The following is a 22,172-nucleotide window of genomic DNA, read 5'->3' on the forward strand; positions in this document are numbered from 1 at the left end:
CGAGGACGATGACATCCCCCGGCTTCCGGCCCACCCACGTCGTCCCCCAGCGCGGCATGCCCGCCTGGGAGGAGCCCGACCCCGCCCGTCCCACGGTGCCCCTCGACGCGTTCCTGCCGGTCCAGCTCATCGAACGGCGGGGCGACTGGGGGCACGTCCTGTGCGCCAACGGCTGGTCGGCCTGGGTCGACGGCCGTTTCCTGGTCGCCGTGCCCCAGGACCCGCCCACCGCCGACGACGGCCCGGTCACCCGTACGGCCGACCCGCGCCCACTGCTCACCCGTATCGAGCGGGTGCTGGCCGACTACCGGTCCGCGGTGGAGGACCTGGCGTCCGGCGGCCTGGACGGCGAGTCCTTCCGCGCCCGAACGTCGGGGCTGCGGATCGGGGCGGTCGTCGAAGGGGAGTCCATGTGGCTGTACGACGCCGAGCAGGGGCGGTGGGAGTACCTGGACGGCACCCGGCTGACCACCTACGCCACGGACGACGGCCCCCGGGCCGCCGCCGACCACGGCCATGCCCCGACCAGGGTCGTGACACCCGATGGCCCGTGACACCAGCCTCTTCTCCGGCCGGCCCTCCGAGCTGATCGGCCGCCAGGTCGCGGGCTACCGCATCGAGCGTGAGATCGGCCGGGGCGGTATGGCCGTGGTCTACCGCGCGAAGGACCTGCGCCTGGAACGCACGGTCGCGCTGAAGCTCCTCGCGCCCGAACTCGCCCGCAACGACACCTTCCGCCGCCGCTTCACCCACGAGTCCCGGGCCGCCGCCGCGATCGACCATCCGCACATCGTGCCCGTCTTCGAGGCGGGCGAGACGGACGGCGTGCTGTACATCGCCATGCGCTACGTCTCCGGCAGCGACCTGCGCCATCTGCTCGACAGCCAGGGTCCGCTGACGCCCGCGACGGCCCTGCGGATCGCCGCGCAGGTCGCCTCCGCGCTCGACGCGGCGCACGAGAACGGCCTGGTCCACCGGGACGTGAAACCCGGCAACATCCTCGTCGCCCGCGGCACCGACAGCGACCACCCCGAGCACGCCTACCTCACCGACTTCGGCCTGACGAAGAAGTCCCTGTCCCTGACCGGCTTCACCACCGTCGGCCAGTTCGTCGGCACCCTCGACTACGTGGCCCCCGAGCAGATCTCGGGCAAGCCGGTCGACGCCCGCTGCGACGTATACGGGTTCGCCTGCGTGGTCTACGAGTGCCTGACGGGTCACCCGCCGTTCCGCCGCGACGAGGACATGGCCCTGCTCTGGGCCCACCAGTACGACGACCCCCCACCCCTGACCGAGGCCCGCCCCGACCTCGCCCCACCCGTCGACACCGTCTTCGCGGGCGCCCTGGCCAAGAGCCCCGACGACCGCCACGACTCCTGCCTCGCCTTCGTCTCCGACCTGCGCGCCGCGGTCACCGGCGGCCAGGCGGGCGGCCGTCCGGCGACGGCTGTGGACCACAAGGTCGTGGAAGTCCCGGAAGCCCTCGGGAAGAACCCTCCGAAGCCACCGCCACGCTGGGCGGAACCGGTCTTTCGGCAGTGACCGCCGGGCGGCTCGTCCGTGCGGCGGTCACTGCCGCGCAGCCGCGCTCGTCAGGGACCGAGCCCTTCATCCTTCTCCGCGCGCCGCGACCTCGCCCCGATGGCGTAGTGGCCGGGCCAGCAACGCTCCGAGGAACCCCGTGACCAGCCCCCAGAGCAGTGCCAGGCCGATGGCGGACCATATGCGCGGTCTCAGGAGGAGTTCGCCGGCCAGGCCGCCGCCCAGGTCGCCGATGCCGAGGATCGACAGGCCGTAGTGGGCGGAGGTGTGGACGAGGAGGCAGACCGTCAGGACCGTGAGGGCCAGGGCGACCGCCATGTGCACGGCGTGCCGCCACAGGCGGATCCGGGCCGGTGAGCGCCTCGCCATGACGAAGGCGGCGGCCAGCAGCAGCACCGCGTCGACGGCGACCAGCCACCACACCCTGCCGTCGTGCTCGGAGAGGGTGCTCAGGTTCAGCTCGGTGACGTCGCCGCCGCGCAGCACCTGGTCGAGCACGTGCGGCATGGGCAGGCCGAAGGGGCCGTCCACCCTGCCGTCCCAGGTCGCGCCGAGCCCGATCGTCAGGGCGAGCCACACCAGGTTCGGCAGACCGAGCAGGATCGCCGCGAAGGTCTCGGTCGGGTGCCCGCGGGTCGCCGCGACGATCACGCCGATGACCACACCGAGTACGACATACGTGAGCAGCAGCGCCACCATGGCGTACGCGGCCGGCCGCACCGACTCCTGGAAACGCAGCAGCCGGCCCGGCAGCGGAGCCCCGCGCGAGACCAGCAGGGCCAGCACCAGCACGCCCAGCAGCCACAGCAGACCGAACAGGACGGTCGACGCGACGTCCGTGGTGAAGCCGACCTGAGGGGAGACGCCGAACAGGTCGCCGATGTCGGCGAGCACGTCCGGCCCGAGCTCGTCGAGGGAGAGGGAGAAGGTCTGGCGCGCGGAGAAGGACAGCCCCAGCAGTGCCGCCAGCCACAGCACGGCGAGCCTGGCGGCCCACCCGGCCAGCTCCCCGGCGCCCGCGACCGCCCGGTGCCGCAGCGGCCGCAGGAAGCCGGCGGCGAGGACGAGCGCTCCGGAGAGCGTGACGGACAGCGGGATCACGCTCAGCCCGACGTCGGGCTCGGCCAGCCCTCCGGCGTCCCCCGACAGTTCGACCGTGCCGCCGACCGCCGTGACCACGCTCGCCGCGACGACGCGCGGGAAGGCGTTGTCGGGGAGGTCGGCCGCCCCCGCCGCCCACAGCCCGAGTGCGGCGACCACCCCCATCGCGACCAGCCCGGCCAGCACCGTGACGAAGGCCCGCACCCAGCCATGGGCGGCCACGGCGGGACGGGAAGGGGTCAGCACGCTCACCTTGACCACGCTAAGCAGCGCCTCAGCCGCTCGCCCGCCGAGAGGTCCGTCCGCGTCGGCTTGCGTACGGCCCGCCACCGGAGCACAGAATGGGAGAGCTGCCCAAAGGTGACAGAAGTAGCAAAAGCAGCAAAGGCGAAAGTGGCAGCAGGCAAAGGCGTCGCAGGAATTCCACGCCGGGCATCCCGCTCGAATCCTGCGTCGGGAAGAAGGCCTCGTGAGCGTCGAACCTCCGTCGTCCGGCCGTCCCTCAGGACCGCCCTCGGGCCCCCTGTCGGGCCCCTCCCAGCCGCCCTCGGGCCCGCCCGCGCCGCCCCCGTCCGGCAGCGGCGCCGGCGCCCCGAGCCCCGAGCCCCACCAGCCCTGGTGGAAGTCCGTACCCCGCATCGCCATCCTCTCCACCGTTGTCGTGGCCGCGGTGGTCCTCGCCGTCGTCCTCTCCCGCGGCGACGGCGGCACCGGTGACAGCGCACAGGGGGAGGTCTTCCTCCAGGCCGCGGGCAGCACCGGCCCGGATCCGTTCACCGAGTCCACGGCGACGGACAGTTCCGCCCCGCCCGTCACCCCGTCCCCGGCCACCGAGTCGGCCCCCTCGAACGCGGTGATCGGCGTCGACGGCGGCGCACCCGGCCTCTACGGCGGCACCCGCAACGTCGCCAGCTGCGACGTGGAGAAGCAGATCAAGTACCTTCAGCAGGCCCCGGAGAAGAACAGGGCGTTCGCGTCGGTCGCCGGCGTCGAGGCCTCCGACGTTCCCTCCTATCTGCGCTCGCTCACCCCCGTTCAGCTCCGCATGGACACCCGCGTCACCAACCACGGCTACCGCGCCGGTGCCGCCGACAGCTACCAGGCCGTCCTGCAGACCGGCACGGCGGTCCTGGTGGACGACCGCGGCGTACCCCGGGTGCGCTGCGCCTGCGGCAACCCGCTGACCGAGCCCGTCGCCCGGCAGGGCACGCTCAAGGAGAAGGGCGACTCCTGGCCGGCGTACCGCCCCTCGAACGTCGTGGTGGTCACCCCCGCGCCGAAGGTGGTCAAGGAGTTCGTCATCTACGACCACGACCACGACGAGTGGGTCGCCCGCCACCGCGGTGACGACGCCCACAAGGACAAGAAGACCAAGCGCCCGGTGAAGCCCTCTCCGTCGGTGAGCGTGTCGAAGCCCACCTCGCCGAGCTCCCCCGCGTCGATCACCCCGACGACGCCGTCGAAGGACGAGCCGACGAAGGACGAGACCACCAAGGACGAGACCACGAAGGACGAGACGACCAAGGACGAGACCACCAAGGACGAGACCACGACCGACGAACCCACGTCCGACGAGCCGACGACGGAGCCCGAGTCGCCCGAGACCACCACGTCGTCCCAGGAGCCCCCGGACGAGGAGATGACCACGGAGTCACAGTCGACGTCCGGCGGCACACCTGAGTCCTCCCCGCCGCTGTGACGTACGGCGCCACCTGCACGGTGACTGCGCGGCTCCGCTCTGGGTACGAGGACTGGTGCAGCAGTGTCCGGCCAGTCCGGCTTCCGAGAGAGAAACGCATGATCGAGCACGTGGACGGGGCAGTGATTCCGACTGGTTTCGACGTGCCCGTGGAACCGCTACGGCGGGCGGCGCACTACAGCGGCGAACCGGGATGCATCGCCGAGGCACGGTCCTTCGCCGCGCTCTTCCTCGGCCGGCTCAGGACCGAGTGGTGCGCCACCATCGCACAGCCCGCCGAGGACAAGGTGCTCCTCGTGGTCAGCGAGCTGGTCACCAACGCCGACCGGCACAGCAACGGCCCGTACATCCTGGACCTGGAGGGCACCGACGACGCGGTGACGGTCTGCGTGTACGACAGCAGCGCCGCCCTGCCCCGCCGCTACCCCAAGGATCCCGAACGCGTCGGCCGGCACGGCCTGGAGATAGTCCACGCGCTCGCCGCCGAGGTCGTCGTCGAGCGCGTGCCGGTCGGCAAGCTGGTGCGCGCGGTGCTGGCGCTGAGCGACGCGTGACGGGCCGGGCCCGGACCGCGATTTCCCCCAGGGCGGAACGCTGATCCCTTCCCCTCGCGTCCCCCGCTCATAGGCTGGGAAAGTGAGCAATCAAGCGCCGAACGAAGCCCGCGTCATTCCGTTGCGCCCACCGGCCGCCCGCCCACCGGCCGCCCACGCGCCGACCACCCCCGTGGCCACGCCGCCGCCCGCACCCGCGCCGCCCGCCTCCCCACGGCCCGGCCCCGTGGCCAGGGAACCCCTGTGGCGCGACCTCGTCGGCGACGTCCTGCGCCGTGAGCGGCTCGCCCAGGAACGCACCCTCAAGGACGTGGCCGACGCCGCCCGCATCTCCATGCCGTACCTCTCGGAGGTCGAGCGCGGCCGCAAGGAGGCCTCCTCGGAGGTCCTCGCGGCCGCCGCCCACGCCCTCGGCCTCGGCCTCGGCGACCTGCTGTCGCTGGCGCAGGGCGAGTTGGTCCGGCTCACCAGCCGCCAGGTGCCGGGCGGCAGCCGCGCCGGCCGGGCCAGGACCGGTTCGTCGTACGACGGGATGTGCCTGGCGGCCTGAGGGCGACGCGCCGGCGCCTCAGACCCGCACGAGGCGCCGGCTCACCACCTCGTCGGCCAGCCCGTACGCCACCGCCTCCTGCGCGGTGAACACCTTGTCGCGGTCCATGTCCGCGCGCAGCGTCGCGATGTCGTGGTGCGTGTGCCGGGCCAGCACCTCCTCGACCTGGGCGCGGATCCGGACCATCTCCTTGGCCTGGAGGGCGAGATCGGAGACCGTGCCCTGGCGCCCGCCGCTGGCCGGCTGCCCCAGCAGCACCCGCGCGTGCTCCAGCACGAACCGGCGCCCCGGATCCCCTCCGGCCAGCAGTACGGCCGCGGTGGACGCCGCCTGGCCCACGCAGAACGTGGAGATCGGCGCCTGCACGTACGTCATGGTGTCGTAGATCGCCATGAGCGAAGTGAACGAGCCGCCGGGAGAGTTGATGTAGATCGCGACCTCGCTCTCCGGCGACGCCGACTCCAGGTGGAGCAGTTGCGCGATGACGACGTTGGCGACGCCGTCGTCGATCTCCGTGCCGAGGAAGATGATCCGCTCCGACAGCAGCCGGCTGAACACGTCGTAGGACCGCTCGCCCTGCGGGGTGCGCTCGACGACGTTCGGAATCGTGTAGCTCCCCATGTCACAGCCCCATCCGTCGTCGGGAGGAAGCCGGGCGGACGTCCGCGAGGGACTCCACCACCCGGTCCACCATGCCGTACTCCCTGGCCTCCTCGGCCGTGAACCAGCGGTCTCGGTCCCCGTCCCGGGAGATGGTCTCCGGACTCTGGCCGGTGTGCTCCGCGGTGATCCGCTCGATGGTCCGCTTAGTGAACTCCAGGTTGTCCGCCTGGATCTCGATGTCCGCGGTGGTCCCGCCGATGCCCGCCGACGGCTGGTGCATCATGATCCGCGCGTTCGGCAGCGCGTACCGCTTGCCCCCGGCGCCCACGCTCAGCAGGAACTGGCCCATGCTGGCCGCGAAGCCCATGGCGAGCGTCGAGACGTCGTTCGGGATCAGCCGCATCGTGTCGTAGATGGCGAGCCCCGCGTGCACCGAGCCGCCGGGGCTGTTGATGTACAGGGCGATGTCGGTGCGCGGGTCCTCCGCGGACAGGATCAGCAGCTGGGCGCAGACCCGGTTCGCCGAGACCTCGTCGACCTGGGTGCCCAGCAGGACGATGCGCTGGGCCAGCAGCTGGGACGCGAGCTGGTCGTCGAAGCGGGTGGGCGGGGTGTCGCCCTCCTGCGCCCGCGGAGCGAGCGTGGTCAGTGGTGTCATCGGTTCTCCTCGTCGTGGCGCGGATGCCGTCGACTCCACTCTTGACCGCGGAAGAGGCCGGAAGGCTGATTCTCTGCCCCTGGCAGATTCGCCACGGGCAGAGCGATGAGTTCCGGGGCGAGGATCGGTCGACACAGGTGACAGCGTTCCGCTCGCCCAGGAGGTACTCATGGCATCCGACGGTTTCACCACGTGTCTCTGGTTCGACGGCCAGGCCGAGGAGGCCGCCCATTTCTACGTCTCGATCTTCAAGAACTCCAGCGTCGGCAAGGTGGCGCGCTACCCCGAGGGCGCGATGCAGCCCGCCGGCAGCGTGATGACCGTCGAGTTCACGGCCAACGGCCACCGGTTCCTCGGGCTCAACGGCGGCCCCCAGTTCAAGTTCACCGAGGCGACCTCGTTCATGATCTTCTGCGAGAACCAGGAGGAGATCGACTACTACTGGGCCAAGCTCACCGAGAACGGCGGCGAGCCCGGCCCGTGCGGCTGGCTCAAGGACCGGTTCGGCGTCTCCTGGCAGGTCGTCCCCGACCGGCTCGACGCGATGGTCACCGACCCGGACCCGGAGAAGGCGGCCCGCGTGACCAAGGCGTTCATGGCGATGCACAAGTTCGACATCGCCGCCCTGGACAAGGCCTACGCGGGCGAGTGACCTGTGCCCTACGGGTTCTCGCGGATCGCCCGGGTGATCTCCAGGGCGATCCGCAGGATCCCGGGGGAGCGGACCGGGCAGGGCTTCGGCGTGGACGTCGTGGGCGCCAGGCAGAAGTGCAGGTAGTCGTCGTCGCGGTGCAGGGCCGTACGGTCGCGGTCCGGCTGGGTGCAGTACCCGTCGTGGGCGCGCTCGTACGCCGTGCACGGCAGGTCCCGCACCCAGGAGTAGCGCGCCCCGGCCGCACTCACCGCCCGGCCGGCGTCGGCGACCAGGTCGCCCGAGGCGGCGGCCCGCTTCTCGTAGAGGGCGTTGACGCGCCGGACCCGGTCGGGAGTGATCGGGTCCGGGCCCTGGAGCACCCAGACGATCCGGGCGTCACCGGCGGCGGCGATCTGGTCGGCGAGCCGGTCCATGTCGGCCGCGTACCGCGCGAAGTACTTCTCGGGCGAGGCGTCGTAGGTGATCCCGTCCATGCACGGCGTATAGCCCCACGCGTTGCCCCAGAACTGGAGCACCACGAAGTCCGGCCGCAGCCGGCGCACCAGAGTGGCCGCCTTGTCCGCGACCGGCACGAGGGACCGCTCGCCCGTGCCCTCCAGGTAGTCGCACAGGGTGGTTCCCGAGTACGGGGCGCTGCTGTACGTGGCCCGCAGGCCCCGGCGCAGCTCCTGCCCGAGCACCTTCTGCGCCTCCATGGCGAGCGAGTCGCCCAGGTACAGCACGTTGGGCGCCTTCGCAGAAACGTCCGTGCCCGTGCCCGCGCCCGTGCCCGTGCCCGTGCTCGGCGAGGCGGACGCCCGCTGCTGCGTCGTGACCGACGGCCGCGGCAGGTCCGGGGGCGGCGCGGACTGCGGCCCGGACGCCGGGTCCCCGCACGCGCCGAGCAGCACGGCGGCCATCAGCAGGCCCACTCCCACGATCCACGGCTTCCGCATACGGCAACTCCCGCCCCGGGCACCGAAAAAGGTTCCCCAGGCAAGCACAGCCGGGCCGCGGGCGGAAGACCCGCGTCGGCCACGGAACACCATGGCCGACGCGAGTCCGACGGTCGTGCGCAGACGGGTCGTTCAGACGCGGTCCGCAGCGATCAGCAGATACTGGAAGCTGCCGTTGCGGTACGCGTTCAGGAACGTCTCCTCGATGCCCGTCACCAGGTGATCGGCCTCGCTGCGCAACTCCCAGTAAGGGATGGTCGCTTCGGTGAGGTCCTCCACATGGACCGGGACGAGCCGGTTGCGGGCCATGGCGCGGAAGTACTCCGAGCGGGCATGGATGTCGCAGATGTAGTGCGCGTTGATGAGGGACACCTCGCGGGAGGCCCGCCCGTAGGTGTCGTTGTAGCAGCCGGTGATCGTCACATAGCGGCCGCCGCGGCGCAGCAGCCGGGCGTGCTCGGCGAACAGCAGGTCGAGCTCGACGTACATGGTCGACTCGTTGTTCCAGGACGCCGCGTACGCCCCGGACGGCAGCCCAGTGTCCAGCATGTTGCGGTGGTGGTAGCGCACCCGGCCGTCGATGCCCCGCTTGCGGGCCTGCGCGTTGGCGAACTCGGCCTGCTTCTCCGAGATGGTCACGCCGTCGGCGTGGCAGCCGTAGCGCAGATGCGCCGTGACACTGCCGCCGCCGCGCCCGCAGCCGGCGTCGAAGACGCGGTCGGTGGGGGTCAGGGGTCCGAGATGATCGGCGAGGAGCTCGGCCTGGGCGTGCTCCAGCCGGTGCAGTTCGGTGGTGATGCGCTCCCGCCGCAGCTCGGGGTCGGGTTCGTCGAGCACGGACCGGTCGGCGGCGCCGATGCCGTAGTGATGGTGGTAGAGATCGTCGAGCTTTCCGAGTTCGAGGTTGACCGGGTTCTCCTCGGCGTTCCAGTAGTCCGCGACACGGGTCTGGTACGTCGACTGGGTCGGCACCTGGACCGCCTTGGTGCCGGCTTCGGGGGCGATGGTCAACTGAGACTCCTCGTGCTGGTGCTTGTGACGCTCTGTCATTCGATCGCGCTTTACCAGTAGTTGGGCAGGTGATAGCGGTGGCTGTTGGTGGCGTGCCACTCGTGGTTGCCGGCCACCCAGTCGGACAGGCCGCGGACATAGCGCTCGACGAGCGGTGAGGTGGCCGACAGCACGGCCGACTCCTCCTCGAACGCCTCCATGATCCGGTTGTGGATCTGAACGGCCTTCAGATAGGCCGCCTTGAGACCGCAGCGCTCGTTGCGGGCGATGACCTGGGGCAGGTTCAGATGGTCGGGGTCGCTCGCGAGTTCCTTGGTGAAGGAGTAGAGGTCGTTGACGATCGTGGTGGCGTTGCAGGCGAGCGCCGTGACCCGCTGGATCTCGGGGCGGGCGTACACCGGCTCGGGCAGCTCGTAGCCGTCCACGGCGTCCACGATCGACAGACAGGGCCGGAAGTTGTTGAACTGCCGCATCACCAGGTACTCCCAGACCTGCGGGAGGTACCGGGTCTCCATCCAGGCGGCCTCCGCGAGATAGCCCAGATGCAGCCGGGCGATGTCGTGGACGAAACGGTCGGTCTGGCTCGGCGTGGCGAAGGCGGCGTAGTCCTGGAGGGCGAAGTGGTACGAACGCAACGGCCCGTCGGCCCGCACGCCCTCCCGCCACTCCTCCTCCAGCTCGGGAATCCCGTGGAACGGGTCGAGCGCCGACTGGGCCAGGATCAGCGGACCCCCGAGGCCCCGCCGCGACCCGCCGCGGCCCTCGTCCTCCTCGCAGTAGCAGGAGTCGACGACGTTCTCGGCGAGCAGCAACTCGCCGGCGACAGTCAGCCGCTCCAGATCCAGCGCCTGAGGATGCTGCAGCACCACGGCCCGCCCGAACTGGAACCCCGAGAAGTCGCCCTGCCACGCCTCGGGGAACAGATCGAGGCGCCGGGCCCAGTCCTCCAGTCTGCGGTCGACCTCCGCGGCCTTCTCGGGGTCGGCGGGCGCGACCTGCCGGTACCGCAGGCCCGGAATCGCCCCGCCGCGCCGCTGGGTGCGGAGCGTGCTCGCGATGTTCGGCGGTCCCGGCATGGTGAAGCCGGCGGAGGACGTGCTCATCGGGCGCTCCACGCGGTCACTCGGCCGTCCGGCCGATCTGGGCGTTCTCCAGGATCCCGACCGCGTCGGGCACGAGGATCGCCATCGAGTAGTAGGCGGTGACGAGGTAGCGGATGATCGAGTTGGTGTCGATGCCCATGAACCGCACGTTCAGACCCGGCTGGTACTCCTCCGGGATCCCCGTCTGGTACAGCCCGATGGCGCCCTGGTCGCCCTCGCCGGTGCGCAGCGCGATGATGCTGCTGGTGTGCTGCGGGCTGATCGGGATCTTGTTGCACGGGAAGATCGGGACACCGCGCCAGGCGGGGATCTCGTGCCCGTCGACGTTCGCGGTGCCGGGCACCAGGCCGCGCCGGTTGCACTGCCGGAAGAAGGCCGCGATGGCTTTCGGATGGGCGATGAACAGCTTGGTCTTGCGGCGCATGGACAGCAGTTCGTCCATGTCGTCCGGGGTCGGCGGACCCGTGAAGGTCGGGATGCGCTGCCCGTAGTCCGCGTTGTGCAGCAGCCCGAACTCCCGGTTGTTGACCAGCTCCCACTCCTGGCGTTCGCGGATCTCCTCGACGATCAGTCGGAGCTGCTGCTCGGTCTGGTTCATCGGGTCGTTGAAGAGGTCCGCGACCCTGGTGTGGACCCGCAGGACCGTCTGGGTGAGGGACAACTCGTACTCGCGCGGTGCGAGTTCGTAGTCGACGTAGCCCCCGTTGATGGTCGGCTCGCCGACATGGCCGGCCTGGACCGGGACGTCGGCCTCGCCCTTGCGGTTCATGGGCAGGTTCTGGCGTTCGGCGTACGCCTCCAGGTGCGCCGCCAGGGACGGCACCCGGTCGGTGAACTCCGTGACCACGGCCCAGGGGAGGGCCAGGAGCACGCCCGCCGTCTCGGCCCGCACCGAGCTGAGCCACAGCGGGTCCGGCTGGCCGATGGCCTCGTCGCCGATCTGGTCGCCGTCGGTGACGACCCCGAGGATCTCCTCCTCGCCGTACTTGCCCTCGGCGAAGCGGGTGAACCGGCCGTGCACGACGAGATAGGCCTCGGTGACCGGCTGCCCGGCCTCGACCAGGACCTGGCCGGCCCGCACCTCGCGCACCCGGAAACGGGTCGCGATCTCCTTCAGGACGTCGATGTCGGAGTAGCCGCGCAGCACCGGGAGTTCGGTGAGCGTCTGCGGGATGACCTTGATGTCGTAGGCGCCGTTCTGCTCGAACTGCACCCGGCCGCGTCCCACGCGCAGCTGGAGACGCCGGTTGACCCGGTAGGTGCCGCCTTTGACGTCCACCCACGGCAGCATCTTGAGCAGCCATCGCGAAGAGATGGCCTGCATCTGCGGTTCGGACTTGGTGGTCGTCGTGAGCTGGCGTGCCGCGTGGGTGCTGAGACTGGTGAGTTGTCCGTCGGCTGCGGGGGCCGGGTCCTCGGCTGCGGGTCCGGTGACGCTCTCGGGTACGGACACGTATCTCTCCCTGGAGGGTGATCAGGAGTGAGCGAAGTGATCGGTGACGACGAGTGGACTGACGGGTGATGACGACGACAACCTCTGGGCGCGTGACGAGGTGTGCCTTCTGGCACGGGTGAGCCGTACGCGCCGCAGGGACAAGCCAAACAGCGCAGGTGGTGGGCCCGGTACGGCGCGAAGGGGGCGGTTTGATCAGCTGGGTGGTGCAAACACCCCCTGGAAGCAGAGGGCACACGCGCCCGTTCTCTCGCGCCGGTCGCGTTCGCCTCGACGTGCGGGCGCGAGGGGCGCGGGCGAGCCTCAGGACAGATCGTTCACCAGCACTGCGGCCCCGTCGAAGCGCCCTGCCGCGAGATCCCGCAGCGCCTCGTCGGCCCGCGACATCGGATAGGTGTGCGTGGTGGCGCGCACGGAGTGTTCGGCGGCGAGCGACAGGAACTCCCGGCCGTCCTCGCGGGTGTTGGAGGTGACGCTGCGCAGCTGCTTCTCGTAGAAGAGCTCGCTGTCGTAGCGCAGCGCGGGGACGTCGGTGAGGTGGATGCCGGCGACCGCCAGCGTTCCGCCCCGGTCGAGGGCCCGCAAGGCCACCGGGACCAGCTCGCCGGCCGGCGCGAACAGGATCGCGCTGTCGAGTGGCTCCGGCGGCGTCTCGTACGGGCCCCGGGCCGAGGCGGCACCCAGTTCGAGCGCGAGCCGCCGCGCGGCCGCCCCGCGCGTGAGGACGTGCACGGTGGCGCCCTCGGCCATCGCCACCTGCGCACACAGGTGAGCGCTGCCCCCGAAGCCGTACAGCCCGAGCCGCCCGTCGGGAGGAAGCGCCGACCGTCGCAGCGCGCGATGCCCGATGATCCCGGCGCACAGCAGCGGCGCGCACGACACGTCGTCCAGCCCCTCCGGCAGCCGGTAGGCGAACGCGGCCGGCACGGTCGTGTACTCGGCGTATCCCCCGTCGGCGTCCCAGCCCGTGTACGCCGAGGCCGGGCACAGGTTCTCAGCGCCCCGCGCGCAGTAGCCGCAGGACCCGTCGGTCCGCCGCAGCCAGGCCACCCCGACCCGCTCCCCGCCGTCGAAGCCGTGCACCGCCGCCCCGCACCCCGCGACCACGCCGACGACCTCGTGCCCGGGCGTCACCCCCGGCCGGTGCACCGGCAGATCACCCTCGGTGACATGCAGATCCGTGCGGCACACCCCGCACGTCCGCACCCGCACCAGCAGCTCGTCGTCCCCCGGTACCGGAACCGGCCGCTCCACCAGCCGCAGCGGGCCCGCCCCGAGCGGCCCCGGCTCGACCACCGACCACGCGCGCATCGTCCCGTCCGCCATACCGTGTCCCGTCAGCCGACCGGTCGCGTCCCTCCCCAGTCTGGAACGGAACCGGGCATTCGGCGCGCGACCCGCCTCCCCGGTGACTAGCGTAAGAATCCGGACAACTCACCGATCCGGGAGAGGGCCCCAGCCATGGCCGTGAAACCTGAAGGAACCCCCGTCTGGGCCGACGCGATGTTCACCGACGTCGAGGGGGCCAAGAGCTTCTACGGCGACGTCCTCGGCTGGACGTTCGGCGAGGAGTCGTCGGAGTACGGCAACTACACGCAGGCCTACGCGGGCGGCAAGGCGGCGGCCGCGGTCGTCCCGCCCATGCCGGGCCAGGAGGGCCAGTCGCAGTGGTGCCTCTACCTCGCGTCCCCCGACGTCGCCGCCACCGCCGCCAGGATCCGTGAGAACGGCGGCGAGATCCTGATGGAGCCGATGGCGGTCGGCGACTTCGGCAGCATGTGCCTGGCCCGCGACCCCGGCGGTGTCGTCTTCGGGGTGTGGCAGGGCGGCACCCACGAGGGCTTCGACGCGGACATGCGGGAACCCGGCGCCTTCTGCTGGGCGGAGATCTTCACCCGCGCCCCGGAGAAGTCCGACACCTTCTTCCCCGCCGTCTTCGGCTACGGCCAGCGGCAGATGCAGGACGACGCGATCGACTTCCGGCTCTACACCCTCGGCGGCGAGACCATGGCCCTGGGCCGGATGAGGATGACCGACGACTTCCCGCCCGAGGTCCCGCCCTACATCAACGTCTACTTCAACGTCCCCGACTGCGACGACGCCGTCGCCAAGGCCACCAAGCTCGGCGCCGTCCTGCGCTTCGGCCCGATGAGCAGCCCGTTCGGCCGGTTCGCCGCGCTGAGCGACCCCCAGGGCGCGAACTTCTCGGTGATCGACACCAGCACCACCGAGGGCGACATGCCGGAGCTCACTGACGTCTCCTGACCGACTCCCCGACCGGGCGCCCGGCCCGCCCATGGCATGATCGGCACATGCTTGAACGTGTTGTGGCCGCGTGCGACGGGGCTTCGAAGGGAAACCCCGGGCCCGCGGCCTGGGCCTGGGTCATCGCCGACGAGACGGAGACCCCGGCCCGCTGGGAGGCGGGGCCGCTCGGCAGGGCCACCAACAACGTCGCGGAACTCACCGCGCTGGAGCGCCTGCTCGCGGCGACCGACCCCGGCGTACCGCTGGAGATCCGCATGGACTCGCAGTACGCCATGAAGGCCGTCACCACCTGGCTGCCCGGCTGGAAGCGCAACGGCTGGAAGACGTCGGCCGGCAAGCCGGTCGCCAACCAGGACCTGGTCGTGCGCATCGACGAACTGCTCGACGGCCGCACCGTCGAGTTCCGCTACGTTCCCGCCCACCAGGTCGACGGCGACGCGCTCAACGACTTCGCCGACCGCGCCGCCAGCCAGGCCGCCGTCGTGCAGGAGCCCGCCGGCAGCGGCCTCGGCTCCCCGGAGCCGCCGCCCTCCCCGGACACCCCGTCGGCCAAGGCCCCCCGCCGCAAGGCGGCGGCGCCCCGGAAGAACGGCAGCTCCTCGCGCACCATCAAGGCCAAGTTCCCCGGCCGCTGCGTGTGCGGGCGCGGCTACGCGGCGGGCGAGCCCATCGCCAAGAACCCCCAGGGCTGGGGCCACCCGGAGTGCCGTACCGCGGAGGTCTGACGATGAGCCCGACGGGACTCAGGCCGCGTCGAACGTGTAGTGCGCGGTGTGGTCCAGCAGGTCGGCCGGGCGCACGTCGTTCCAGGGCTTCATCGTGTCGTTGATGTCGATCACGTTCGGTGTCCCGGCGGCCGGCACATATCCGGAGCCGGGGTGCCGGCGCTGCCAGTCCGCCCACAGCTTGTCGATGTAGGCGTGGTGCAGCCAGAACACCGGGTCGTTCGGCGACACGCCGGTCGCCATCTGTCCGCCGACCCAGACATGGACCCGGTTGTGCAGGTTGACGCCGCGCCACCCTTCGAGGTGGTTGCGGAAGCCGTCCGACCCGCTGTTCCAGGGAGCCATGTCGTACACCGGCATGGCGAGCACGGACTCCACCTCGGCCCGGGTCGGCAACTCCCGAACGGCGGTGCCGAGCGAGCGGCGCAGAAACGTACGGCCGTCGACCCGTACGTTGATCGGCCAGTCGCCGGCCGACGCCGCGAACGGCCCGTCCATCACCTGTCCGTCGCGGCTGCGCCCGGTGCCCCCGAGGAAGTCGGGCGCCCACAGCGAGGACCGTATGGAACGGTCGGTGCTCCAGTCCCAGTACGGCAGCGCCACCGAGGCGTCCACCTCCTGCAAGGCATGCTCGAACTCCAGCAGGAATCTGCGGTGCCAGGGCAGGAAGGACGGTGAACGGTGGCCGACGCGCTCCCCGTTGTCGGTGTCACCGACGATGAAGGCGTTGTGCGTGGTGACGAACGCGTCGTAGCGGCCGCTGCGCTTCAGCTCCAGAAGGGCGGCGACGAATCGGCGCTTCTCGTCGGCGGTGAGCAGGGCCTGGTTCTTGCGGACGGTCATGGTAGAGCGTGCTCCAAGGTGCGGGTGGGGTGGGTCAGTTGGCGGGGAAGGGCAGCAGCTCGGCGCCCTGTAGCTCGTCCACGGCGGCACGGGCCGCGGCACGCGGGGTGGGGACCGGGTCGTAGTGGCTGACGACGCTGATCCAGCTGCCGTCGGCGTTGCGCATCACATGCAGCTCCACCCCGTCGACGAACACCGCGTATCCGCCACCGTGATGGTGGTGGCCGCCCCCGGAGGACGGCCCACCGTGTATCCGGCGGCCCCTGTAGACCTCGTCGAAGGACGGCAGGGCGTGGTGTTCGGGTCCGGCGGCGGACGCGGTGCGGGCGGTGACCGCCGGGACACCGGCGGCGGTGGCGAGGACGGCCGCGGCGGTGAGCGCGCGGCGACGGCTGAGTTCCGGCATGCGGACCTCCTGGGTTCGTTCGGTTGACGACTCCGCATGCCTACCGGGCCGGACGAGAGCGGGAGAAATCGTTCGGGAGTGGTTGGCCGCGATCCGGACAAGTGCCTACATGTCGTGCAGACTTGAACGAAGATGATCTTGCCGTGAGGGCCCCTCGCGGATGCCGGAAGGGGGAATTCCTTCCCCTGGGGAACGCGTTCGCGGTGATCCTTCGCGGACGGGCGGGGTGCGAGTGGTCTGTCTCACCGGTCGAAACTGGCGCGATCCCGAATGCCGCGGTCAGAGGGCCCCGCCTTGCTACCCTGCGGGGTGATATGACCGTTTTAGACCATTTCTAGGGGTGCGCGTGAAGGTCGCCTGCGTCGGTGGCGGGCCCGCCGGCCTGTATCTCTCGATCCTGCTGAAGCTGCGGGATCCGTCCCACGACATCACCGTGTACGAACGCAGCCCGGAAGGCTCCACCTACGGCTGGGGCGTCACGTACTGGCGCGGACTGCTCGACAGACTGTGCGAACACGACCCCGTGTCCGCCCGCACCATCGAGGAGAGCTCGGTCCGCTGGAGCGAGGGCGTCGCCCACGTCCGGGGCCGCACGACCCGCAGACCCGGCGACGCGGGATACGGCATCGGCCGCCACCGGCTGCTGGAGATCCTCGCCGAACGCGCCCGCGCACTGGACGTACGGCTGAAGTTCGAGCAGGAGATCACGCCGGGGAACCTGCCCGCCGCCGACCTGGTCGTGGCGAGCGACGGCGTCCACAGCGCTCTGCGCACCCGCTACGCCGACCACTTCGGTACGGAGAGCAGGGCCGGCCGCAACCGCTACATCTGGCTCGGCACCAGCAAGAACTTCGAGGCCTTCACCTTCTCCTTCGTCGAGTCCGGCCACGGCTGGATCTGGTGCTACGGCTACGGCTGCGGCCCCGACGCCGGCACCTTCGTCGTCGAGTGCGCTCCCGAGACCTGGACCGGCCTCGGCTTCGACACCGCGTCCGAGGCCGAAGCCCTGACCGTGCTGGAAAAGGTCTTCGCCGGTGTTCTCGACGGCCACCCCCTCATGGGCCGCTCCGGCGCCGAGGGCAAGGCGCAGTGGCAGACCTTCCGCACCCTGACCAACCGCATCTGGTACCGCGACAACCTCGTCCTGCTGGGCGACGCCGCCCACACCACCCACTACTCCATCGGCGCCGGCACCACCCTCGCCGTGGAGGACGCCGCCGCCCTCGCCGGAGCGCTGCACGAGCACACCGCCCTCCCGCAGGCCCTCGCCCACTACCAACAGCGGCGCCAGCAGGAACTGCTGGCCATCCAGAGCGCGGCCCACTACAGCGCCCGCTGGTACGAGAACCTGCCCCGCTACATCCATCTGCCCCCGCAGCAGATGTTCGCCCTGCTCGGCCAGCGCCACTCGCCCCTGCTGCCCTATGTCCCGCCGCAGCTGTACTACCGGCTCGACCGGGCGGCCGGACAGTCGCAGGCCTGGCGGCGGCTCAAGCAGTGGATCGGCGTGAAGGTCGCGCGCACCGTGCACGCCAGGACCCTGGCCTCCCGCGACTGACCAGGCCTCACCGGAACAGCCGGTCGAGGAAGGCGTTGCCGAACACACCGTGCGGGTCGAGGCGGTCCAGGGCGGTGGCAACCTCGCTCCACCCGTCCTCCCCGAAGGTGCTGGGCACGACCGCGCCCAGCACCTGGCCGTCGCTCCAGGCGGCGTCCCGCCTGTAGGCCCAGCCCTTCGACCACTCGACCCGCGTCATGGCGTACTCGCCGTCGAAGGTGCGCAGCAGGAACCGCTCCATCTGGCTGAGGAACGCCTCCGCGTGCGGGGTGCCGGGCAGCGTCAGGATGTTCAGCCAGACGGCGGTGTCCCACTCGGGCCGGTCATCGCGCGGCGCGAGGGCCGACAGCAACGGGGTCCGCGCCCCGTCCACGCCGACGTCCGCCGGATCGTCGAGCCCCGTCACCCGGATCTCCACCGACCCGTTGACCGGGAACTGCCCCCGGTCGGCGTACGCCGAGAGCCGTTCCCGGTAGAAGGCGGTGAACTCGGCGACCACACGCTGCACCTGGGCCCTGCCGGTCAGCACCGCGTAGCCGTTCGTGCCGATCCTCAGCGTCGTCGGCCGCAGATACAGCAACGTGTTCCTGGACGGCCCCCAGATGTCCGCCGACAGCGTCGCCACCAGCCCGAGCGCGGCCACGTCGTACTGCACGTTGCCCAGCACCGGCGCCAGATACCAGGCCCCGTCCGACACCATCCGCCCGACCAGCTCCGCGACCGGGGTCGGAACGCTGTCGGAGAACGGGTAGTTGTACGGCGTCCGCACATGCCGCGAGGTCAGCGGCCGGGTGGGGGAGACGCTCCACACCTTCAGCCACGGGAAGTCGGTGAAGGCGAACCAGATCGCCTCGACGCGCCCGGCCCGGTCGAGGAAGCTCGCGAGAGTGCGTCCTTCGTCACCGGGTGCGGCGAAGAGCTCGCCGGCGGGGATGTCCGTACGGCTGACACACCGCAGGTTGCTGTTCGCGCCCACCCGCAGCACCACCTCGGTGACCAGGGCGCGGCCCAGATGGGTGAGCAGGGCGGCGCAGTCCGCCTCGGCACGGTCGAAGCTCCGCAGCACGTACGCGCCGGCGCTCTCGTCCCAGACGACGGCCGTCAGCGACAGCACGAGATTGCTCAGCGAGCCGTACGTGTGCCCGGGCAGCCGCCGCTCGCCCCGTGCCGGTACGGCCGTGCCGTGCGCGTCGATGGCCAGGGCGCCGCCGAGCGTGAGGTTGCCGGGCGCGGGTGCGGCGGTGACGCCGAGGCCGTGCTCCTCCAGATAGGTGAGCAGGGCCTCCAGGGTGACACCGGCGCCGGCGCGCACCGAGGTCGGCGACTCCAGGGAGAGGCCGGTGAGTCGGGAGGCGGTGTCGACGAGGAGGACCGGCGCGTCGGACGTCGTGTCCGGCGTGATCGTCAGCGGTGACCAGCCGTGCGAGGAACCCCGGGCGCGGACTCTCCTGCCGTACCGCCAGGCCCAGTTGACGACGGCCAGTACTTCGGCCGGGCCGTCCGGAGCGCAGGCCCACAGCCCGTCGGCGGTGATCTCGCCGACCCAGTTGCGATACGCCGAGCGGTACAGCGCCACGTCCGTCGGGAAGTCCGGCAACTCCTGGGCGGCGAGGGCCGGATCCGCCGGGAGAAGAGTCGGTGCGGCCGCCAGGGCGGCGGCGCGGAGGAAGCCCCTGCGGCTGAAGTCGTCGTTCACGGGGTCACGCTAGAGACCGGCTTGACAGTCACCGCGGGCCTGTCGATCCGATTCACCCCTGTGAGTGACGGATTCACAGGTAACGGCGCGGAGGGGCCCGTTCCGCGCAGGTGGACGACCAATGACACACTGACGCCATGGACGAGCGTGTAATCGGTAGGTCGGGTCAGCGGGCATCCGTCGTCGGTCTGGGGACGTGGCAGCTGGGCGCCGACTGGGGAGACGTCGACGACAAGGAAGCCCTGGCGGTGCTGGAGGCGGCCGTCGAGTCGGGGGTGACCTTCTTCGACACGGCCGACGTGTACGGCGACGGGCGCAGCGAGCAGACCATCGCCGCCTTCCTGCGCGGCAGGCCGGACCTGGACGTCTTCGTGGCGACCAAGATGGGCCGCCGTGTCGACCAGATCCCCGAGAACTACGTTCTCGACAACTTCCGCGCCTGGAACGACCGCTCGCGGCGCAACCTCGGCGTGGACCGCATCGACCTGGTCCAGCTGCACTGCCCGCCGACGCCCGTCTACTCGACGGACGAGGTGTTCGACGCCCTGGACACACTGGTCGCGGAGGAGCGCATCGCCCACTACGGCGTCAGTGTGGAGACCTGCGAGGAGGCGCTGACCGCGATCGCCCGGCCGGGCGTGGCCAGTGTGCAGATCATCCTCAACCCGTTCCGCATGAAGCCGCTGCGCGAGGTGCTGCCCGCCGCCGAGAAGGCGGGCGTCGGCATCATCGCGCGCGTGCCGCTCGCCTCCGGCCTGCTGTCGGGCAAGTACACCAAGGACACCGTCTTCCCCGCGAACGACCACCGCACCTACAACCGGCACGGCGAGTCCTTCGACCAGGGCGAGACCTTCTCCGGCGTCGACTACGACTCGGGTGTCGAGGCGGCCGTCGAGTTCGCCGCCCTCGCCCCCGAGGGCTTCACCCCCGCCCAGCTGGCGCTGCGCTGGATCATCCAGCAGCCCGGCGTGACGACCGTGATCCCCGGCGCCCGCTCGCCCGAGCAGGCCCGAGCCAACGCGGCCGCCGCCGCGCTGCCGGAGCTGTCCGCGGACACGCTGGCTGCCGTCCGGGACCTCTACGACCGGCGGATCAAGGACCAGGTGGAGGCCCGCTGGTAGCCGCGTGGGCTCCGGTAGCGGCACGCCGCTGCTCCCGGAGCCTTCTCGTTTGAGCGTTCAAGGTCGGGGTTACCCGTCCCGCATGACGGAGAAGGCAAGACGGACCGGCCGCGACGAGAGCGAGGACGAGCGGGCCGACCGCATGTGGGGTGAGCTCCTCCAAGAGCTCCGCGTGGCCCAGATGGGCGTTCAGATCCTGTTCGGCTTCCTGCTCACGGTCGTCTTCACCCCGAAGTACGCCACGCTGGGCGATACGGACCAGACGATCTACATCGTGACGGTCGTCCTGGGCGCCACAGCCACCGGAGCCATGATCGGCCCGGTCTCCCTGCACCGTCTGGTGTCCGGGCGGCGCATCAAGCCGCAGGCCGTGACGTGGGCCTCCCGGCTGACCTTCGTCGGTCTGATCCTGCTCCTCGCCACCACGGCGTCCTCGCTCCTGCTGATCCTCAGGGTCGCCACCCACGACGGCTACGTCCCCTGGCTCGTCACCGGCGTGGTCGTCTGGTACCTGCTGTGTTGGTTCGTCCTGCCGATGTGGACGCGCCGCCGCTACTCGGAGTGAGCGACGGCGCGAGACGAGACGTGAGCGGGGCTACCGCTCCCGCGCCGCGCCGCCCTGCGCTCCGCGCAGCGCCGTGATGCATGTGGAGATGGCCCGCTGGAGCTCCTCCAGCCGCTGCACCATGTCGTCCTCGACGTACTCCTGCACATCGTCGAAGGTCAGCTCCTCGAAGACCTTCGTCGCCTTCTGAAGGCTGCTGTAGAACTTCGTCCGCCGCTCCTGCACCCGCAGCTCCGGGTCGGCCTCCACGCTCTCGGCGACGAGGGTCTTCATGGTGTCGTAGGCCTCGGTGGCCCACTCGCCGGTGTCCTCGTCGTCCTCCAGCTCCTCGATGAGCGACAGATGCCGCTCGGCCTCCTGGCGCACGTCGACCGGAGCGTCGACGGTCTGCCCGGCCGGGGTCCTGATCTGGCCGGACTCGGCGATCTGACGCACGTAACCGATCCGGTCCGCCGCGCGGCTCTCCGTCGCGACGGCCTTCTTCAGATCGTCGGTGCGTACGACGTCCCGCGCCAACTCGGCCTGCAGGTCCGGGTCCTCGCGGACCCGGTCCAGCAGCGCCTGGCGGGCCGCGCGGGCGGTCGAGGGGTCGGCGAGGATCGCGGCACGCAGCGCCGTCGGGTTCTCGGCGACCTCCAGGGCCTTCGTCGGGCGGATTCCCTCGGCCTCGGCGGCCTCGGAGATGGCGGTGCCCCGCTCGGACGTCGCGCTGTTGCGGGAGACGTAGTAGCCGAGCCACACGTCGGCGTCGGGCAGCTCCACCTCCTGGCCCGGGGCGAGCGCCTCGAAGTGCGGGACGAGACCGTCGTCGGCGGCCCGGTCCCAGGCCTTGTAGTAGCGCATCACGCGGTCGGGGGAGCAGCCGGCGAGTTCGGCGAACTCCTTCGCCGACACCTTCGGCGTCTCGCCCGCGCCCTGCCCACCGGGCCGCACGCTGCGCGCCACCATCAGGCCGAAGGCCCATCCTCCGGTCCGCGCGTAGACGCCGAACTCACGGGCGTCACGGGCGACGAGGTCGGACAGCGGGGCCTGGGGCGAGGGGGACGTCTCGGGCGGGACGAACGCCAGTGTCACGGAAGACTCTCCTGTTGAGGGCTGCGCGGACGGCAGAAGTGCGGACCGGCAG

Annotated in this window: 23 protein-coding genes; 11 read left to right on the forward strand and 12 right to left on the reverse strand. The window is 71.1% G+C overall.

Annotated features, from left to right (window positions below; translation table 11 throughout):
- Positions 1-8 precede the first annotated feature (8 nt).
- Both ACZ4UU_RS31305 and ACZ4UU_RS31310 read left to right on the forward strand, forming a co-directional pair.
- Positions 9-554: an SH3 domain-containing protein gene (locus ACZ4UU_RS31305; RefSeq protein ID WP_471906747.1), complete on the forward strand. Its 546-nt coding sequence runs from the start codon at positions 9-11 to the stop codon at positions 552-554.
- Complete coding sequence (locus ACZ4UU_RS31310; protein WP_471906748.1) at positions 544-1,542, forward strand: serine/threonine-protein kinase; 999 nt, start codon at positions 544-546, stop codon at positions 1,540-1,542. Before ACZ4UU_RS31305 ends, ACZ4UU_RS31310 begins: the two co-directional genes overlap by 11 nt.
- 66 nt (positions 1,543-1,608) lie before the next feature.
- Here the strand turns inward: ACZ4UU_RS31310 and ACZ4UU_RS31315 are convergent, their stop codons facing one another.
- Positions 1,609-2,895, reverse strand: coding sequence for a streptophobe family protein (locus ACZ4UU_RS31315; protein ID WP_471906749.1), 1,287 nt, complete (start codon positions 2,893-2,895; stop codon positions 1,609-1,611).
- 217 nt (positions 2,896-3,112) lie between these two features.
- Here ACZ4UU_RS31315 and ACZ4UU_RS31320 point away from each other — a divergent pair, with 217 nt between their 5' ends.
- From ACZ4UU_RS31320 to ACZ4UU_RS31330, 3 genes are all read left to right on the forward strand, one after another.
- On the forward strand, positions 3,113-4,342 hold the full coding sequence (locus ACZ4UU_RS31320) for a DUF6777 domain-containing protein (RefSeq protein ID WP_471906750.1): 1,230 nt from the start codon (positions 3,113-3,115) through the stop codon (positions 4,340-4,342).
- Between the two features lie 98 nt (positions 4,343-4,440).
- A complete protein-coding gene (locus ACZ4UU_RS31325; RefSeq protein ID WP_471906751.1) occupies positions 4,441-4,896 on the forward strand; it encodes an ATP-binding protein in 456 nt (151 codons plus the stop codon).
- 82 nt (positions 4,897-4,978) lie between these two features.
- Positions 4,979-5,446, forward strand: coding sequence for a helix-turn-helix domain-containing protein (locus ACZ4UU_RS31330; RefSeq protein WP_471906752.1), 468 nt, complete (start codon positions 4,979-4,981; stop codon positions 5,444-5,446).
- 18 nt (positions 5,447-5,464) lie between these two features.
- Here ACZ4UU_RS31330 and ACZ4UU_RS31335 read toward each other — a convergent pair whose 3' ends face one another.
- Together ACZ4UU_RS31335 and ACZ4UU_RS31340 are read right to left on the reverse strand one after the other, a co-directional pair.
- Positions 5,465-6,067 carry a ClpP family protease gene (locus ACZ4UU_RS31335; protein WP_471906753.1) on the reverse strand — a complete coding sequence of 201 codons (603 nt, stop codon included), beginning with the start codon at positions 6,065-6,067 and terminating at the stop codon, positions 5,465-5,467.
- Position 6,068: 1 nt separating this feature from the next.
- On the reverse strand, positions 6,069-6,707 hold the full coding sequence (locus ACZ4UU_RS31340; RefSeq protein WP_471906754.1) for an ATP-dependent Clp protease proteolytic subunit: 639 nt from the start codon (positions 6,705-6,707) through the stop codon (positions 6,069-6,071).
- 169 nt (positions 6,708-6,876) lie between these two features.
- Here ACZ4UU_RS31340 and ACZ4UU_RS31345 point away from each other — a divergent pair, with 169 nt between their 5' ends.
- Positions 6,877-7,359, forward strand: coding sequence for a VOC family protein (locus tag ACZ4UU_RS31345; RefSeq protein ID WP_383452635.1), 483 nt, complete (start codon positions 6,877-6,879; stop codon positions 7,357-7,359).
- 8 nt (positions 7,360-7,367) lie between these two features.
- Here the strand turns inward: ACZ4UU_RS31345 and ACZ4UU_RS31350 are convergent, their stop codons facing one another.
- The 5 genes from ACZ4UU_RS31350 to ACZ4UU_RS31370 all read right to left on the reverse strand — a co-directional run bounded on the left by ACZ4UU_RS31350 (position 7,368) and on the right by ACZ4UU_RS31370 (position 13,175).
- On the reverse strand, positions 7,368-8,297 hold the full coding sequence (locus ACZ4UU_RS31350) for an SGNH/GDSL hydrolase family protein (protein WP_471906755.1): 930 nt from the start codon (positions 8,295-8,297) through the stop codon (positions 7,368-7,370).
- 132 nt (positions 8,298-8,429) lie between these two features.
- Complete coding sequence (locus ACZ4UU_RS31355; RefSeq protein WP_471906756.1) at positions 8,430-9,308, reverse strand: geranyl diphosphate 2-C-methyltransferase; 879 nt, start codon at positions 9,306-9,308, stop codon at positions 8,430-8,432.
- Positions 9,309-9,358: 50 nt separating this feature from the next.
- Entirely contained in the window at positions 9,359-10,411 is a 1,053-nt protein-coding gene (locus tag ACZ4UU_RS31360) for a family 2 encapsulin nanocompartment cargo protein terpene cyclase (RefSeq protein WP_471906757.1), read from the reverse strand.
- 16 nt (positions 10,412-10,427) lie between these two features.
- Complete coding sequence (locus ACZ4UU_RS31365) at positions 10,428-11,864, reverse strand: family 2B encapsulin nanocompartment shell protein (RefSeq protein WP_471906758.1); 1,437 nt, start codon at positions 11,862-11,864, stop codon at positions 10,428-10,430.
- A gap of 303 nt (positions 11,865-12,167) precedes the next feature.
- Positions 12,168-13,175, reverse strand: coding sequence for a zinc-binding alcohol dehydrogenase family protein (locus ACZ4UU_RS31370; RefSeq protein WP_471906823.1), 1,008 nt, complete (start codon positions 13,173-13,175; stop codon positions 12,168-12,170).
- Positions 13,176-13,325: 150 nt separating this feature from the next.
- Between ACZ4UU_RS31370 and ACZ4UU_RS31375 the strand changes: the two genes are divergently transcribed.
- Together ACZ4UU_RS31375 and ACZ4UU_RS31380 are read left to right on the forward strand one after the other, a co-directional pair.
- On the forward strand, positions 13,326-14,129 hold the full coding sequence (locus ACZ4UU_RS31375) for a VOC family protein (protein ID WP_471906759.1): 804 nt from the start codon (positions 13,326-13,328) through the stop codon (positions 14,127-14,129).
- Between the two features lie 47 nt (positions 14,130-14,176).
- A complete protein-coding gene (locus ACZ4UU_RS31380) occupies positions 14,177-14,857 on the forward strand; it encodes a ribonuclease H family protein (RefSeq protein ID WP_471906760.1) in 681 nt (226 codons plus the stop codon).
- Between the two features lie 18 nt (positions 14,858-14,875).
- On the opposite strand, the gene melC2 is transcribed toward ACZ4UU_RS31380, so the two are convergent.
- Both melC2 and melC1 read right to left on the reverse strand, forming a co-directional pair.
- Positions 14,876-15,700 carry a tyrosinase MelC2 gene (melC2, locus tag ACZ4UU_RS31385; protein ID WP_471906761.1) on the reverse strand — a complete coding sequence of 275 codons (825 nt, stop codon included), beginning with the start codon at positions 15,698-15,700 and terminating at the stop codon, positions 14,876-14,878.
- Between the two features lie 34 nt (positions 15,701-15,734).
- A complete protein-coding gene (gene melC1, locus ACZ4UU_RS31390) occupies positions 15,735-16,106 on the reverse strand; it encodes an apotyrosinase chaperone MelC1 (protein WP_471906762.1) in 372 nt (123 codons plus the stop codon).
- 340 nt (positions 16,107-16,446) lie between these two features.
- On the opposite strand from melC1, the gene ACZ4UU_RS31395 reads away from it, so the two are divergent.
- On the forward strand, positions 16,447-17,664 hold the full coding sequence (locus tag ACZ4UU_RS31395; RefSeq protein WP_471906763.1) for an FAD-dependent monooxygenase: 1,218 nt from the start codon (positions 16,447-16,449) through the stop codon (positions 17,662-17,664).
- Between the two features lie 7 nt (positions 17,665-17,671).
- Here ACZ4UU_RS31395 and ACZ4UU_RS31400 read toward each other — a convergent pair whose 3' ends face one another.
- Positions 17,672-19,360, reverse strand: coding sequence for a cholesterol oxidase substrate-binding domain-containing protein (locus ACZ4UU_RS31400; RefSeq protein ID WP_471906764.1), 1,689 nt, complete (start codon positions 19,358-19,360; stop codon positions 17,672-17,674).
- Between the two features lie 137 nt (positions 19,361-19,497).
- Between ACZ4UU_RS31400 and ACZ4UU_RS31405 the strand changes: the two genes are divergently transcribed.
- Together ACZ4UU_RS31405 and ACZ4UU_RS31410 are read left to right on the forward strand one after the other, a co-directional pair.
- Positions 19,498-20,481, forward strand: coding sequence for an aldo/keto reductase (locus ACZ4UU_RS31405; RefSeq protein ID WP_471906765.1), 984 nt, complete (start codon positions 19,498-19,500; stop codon positions 20,479-20,481).
- An 82-nt stretch (positions 20,482-20,563) separates the two neighbouring features.
- The gene (locus ACZ4UU_RS31410) at positions 20,564-21,046 is read left to right on the forward strand and encodes a DUF6328 family protein (protein ID WP_471906766.1); all 483 of its coding nucleotides are present in this window, start codon (positions 20,564-20,566) and stop codon (positions 21,044-21,046) included.
- Positions 21,047-21,076: 30 nt separating this feature from the next.
- Here ACZ4UU_RS31410 and ACZ4UU_RS31415 read toward each other — a convergent pair whose 3' ends face one another.
- Positions 21,077-22,120, reverse strand: a complete 1,044-nt coding sequence (locus tag ACZ4UU_RS31415) for a hypothetical protein (RefSeq protein WP_471906767.1) — start codon at positions 22,118-22,120, stop codon at positions 21,077-21,079.
- Between the last annotated feature and the right edge of the window lie 52 nt (positions 22,121-22,172).

Source organism: Streptomyces sp. NPDC028907, from assembly GCF_055564995.1.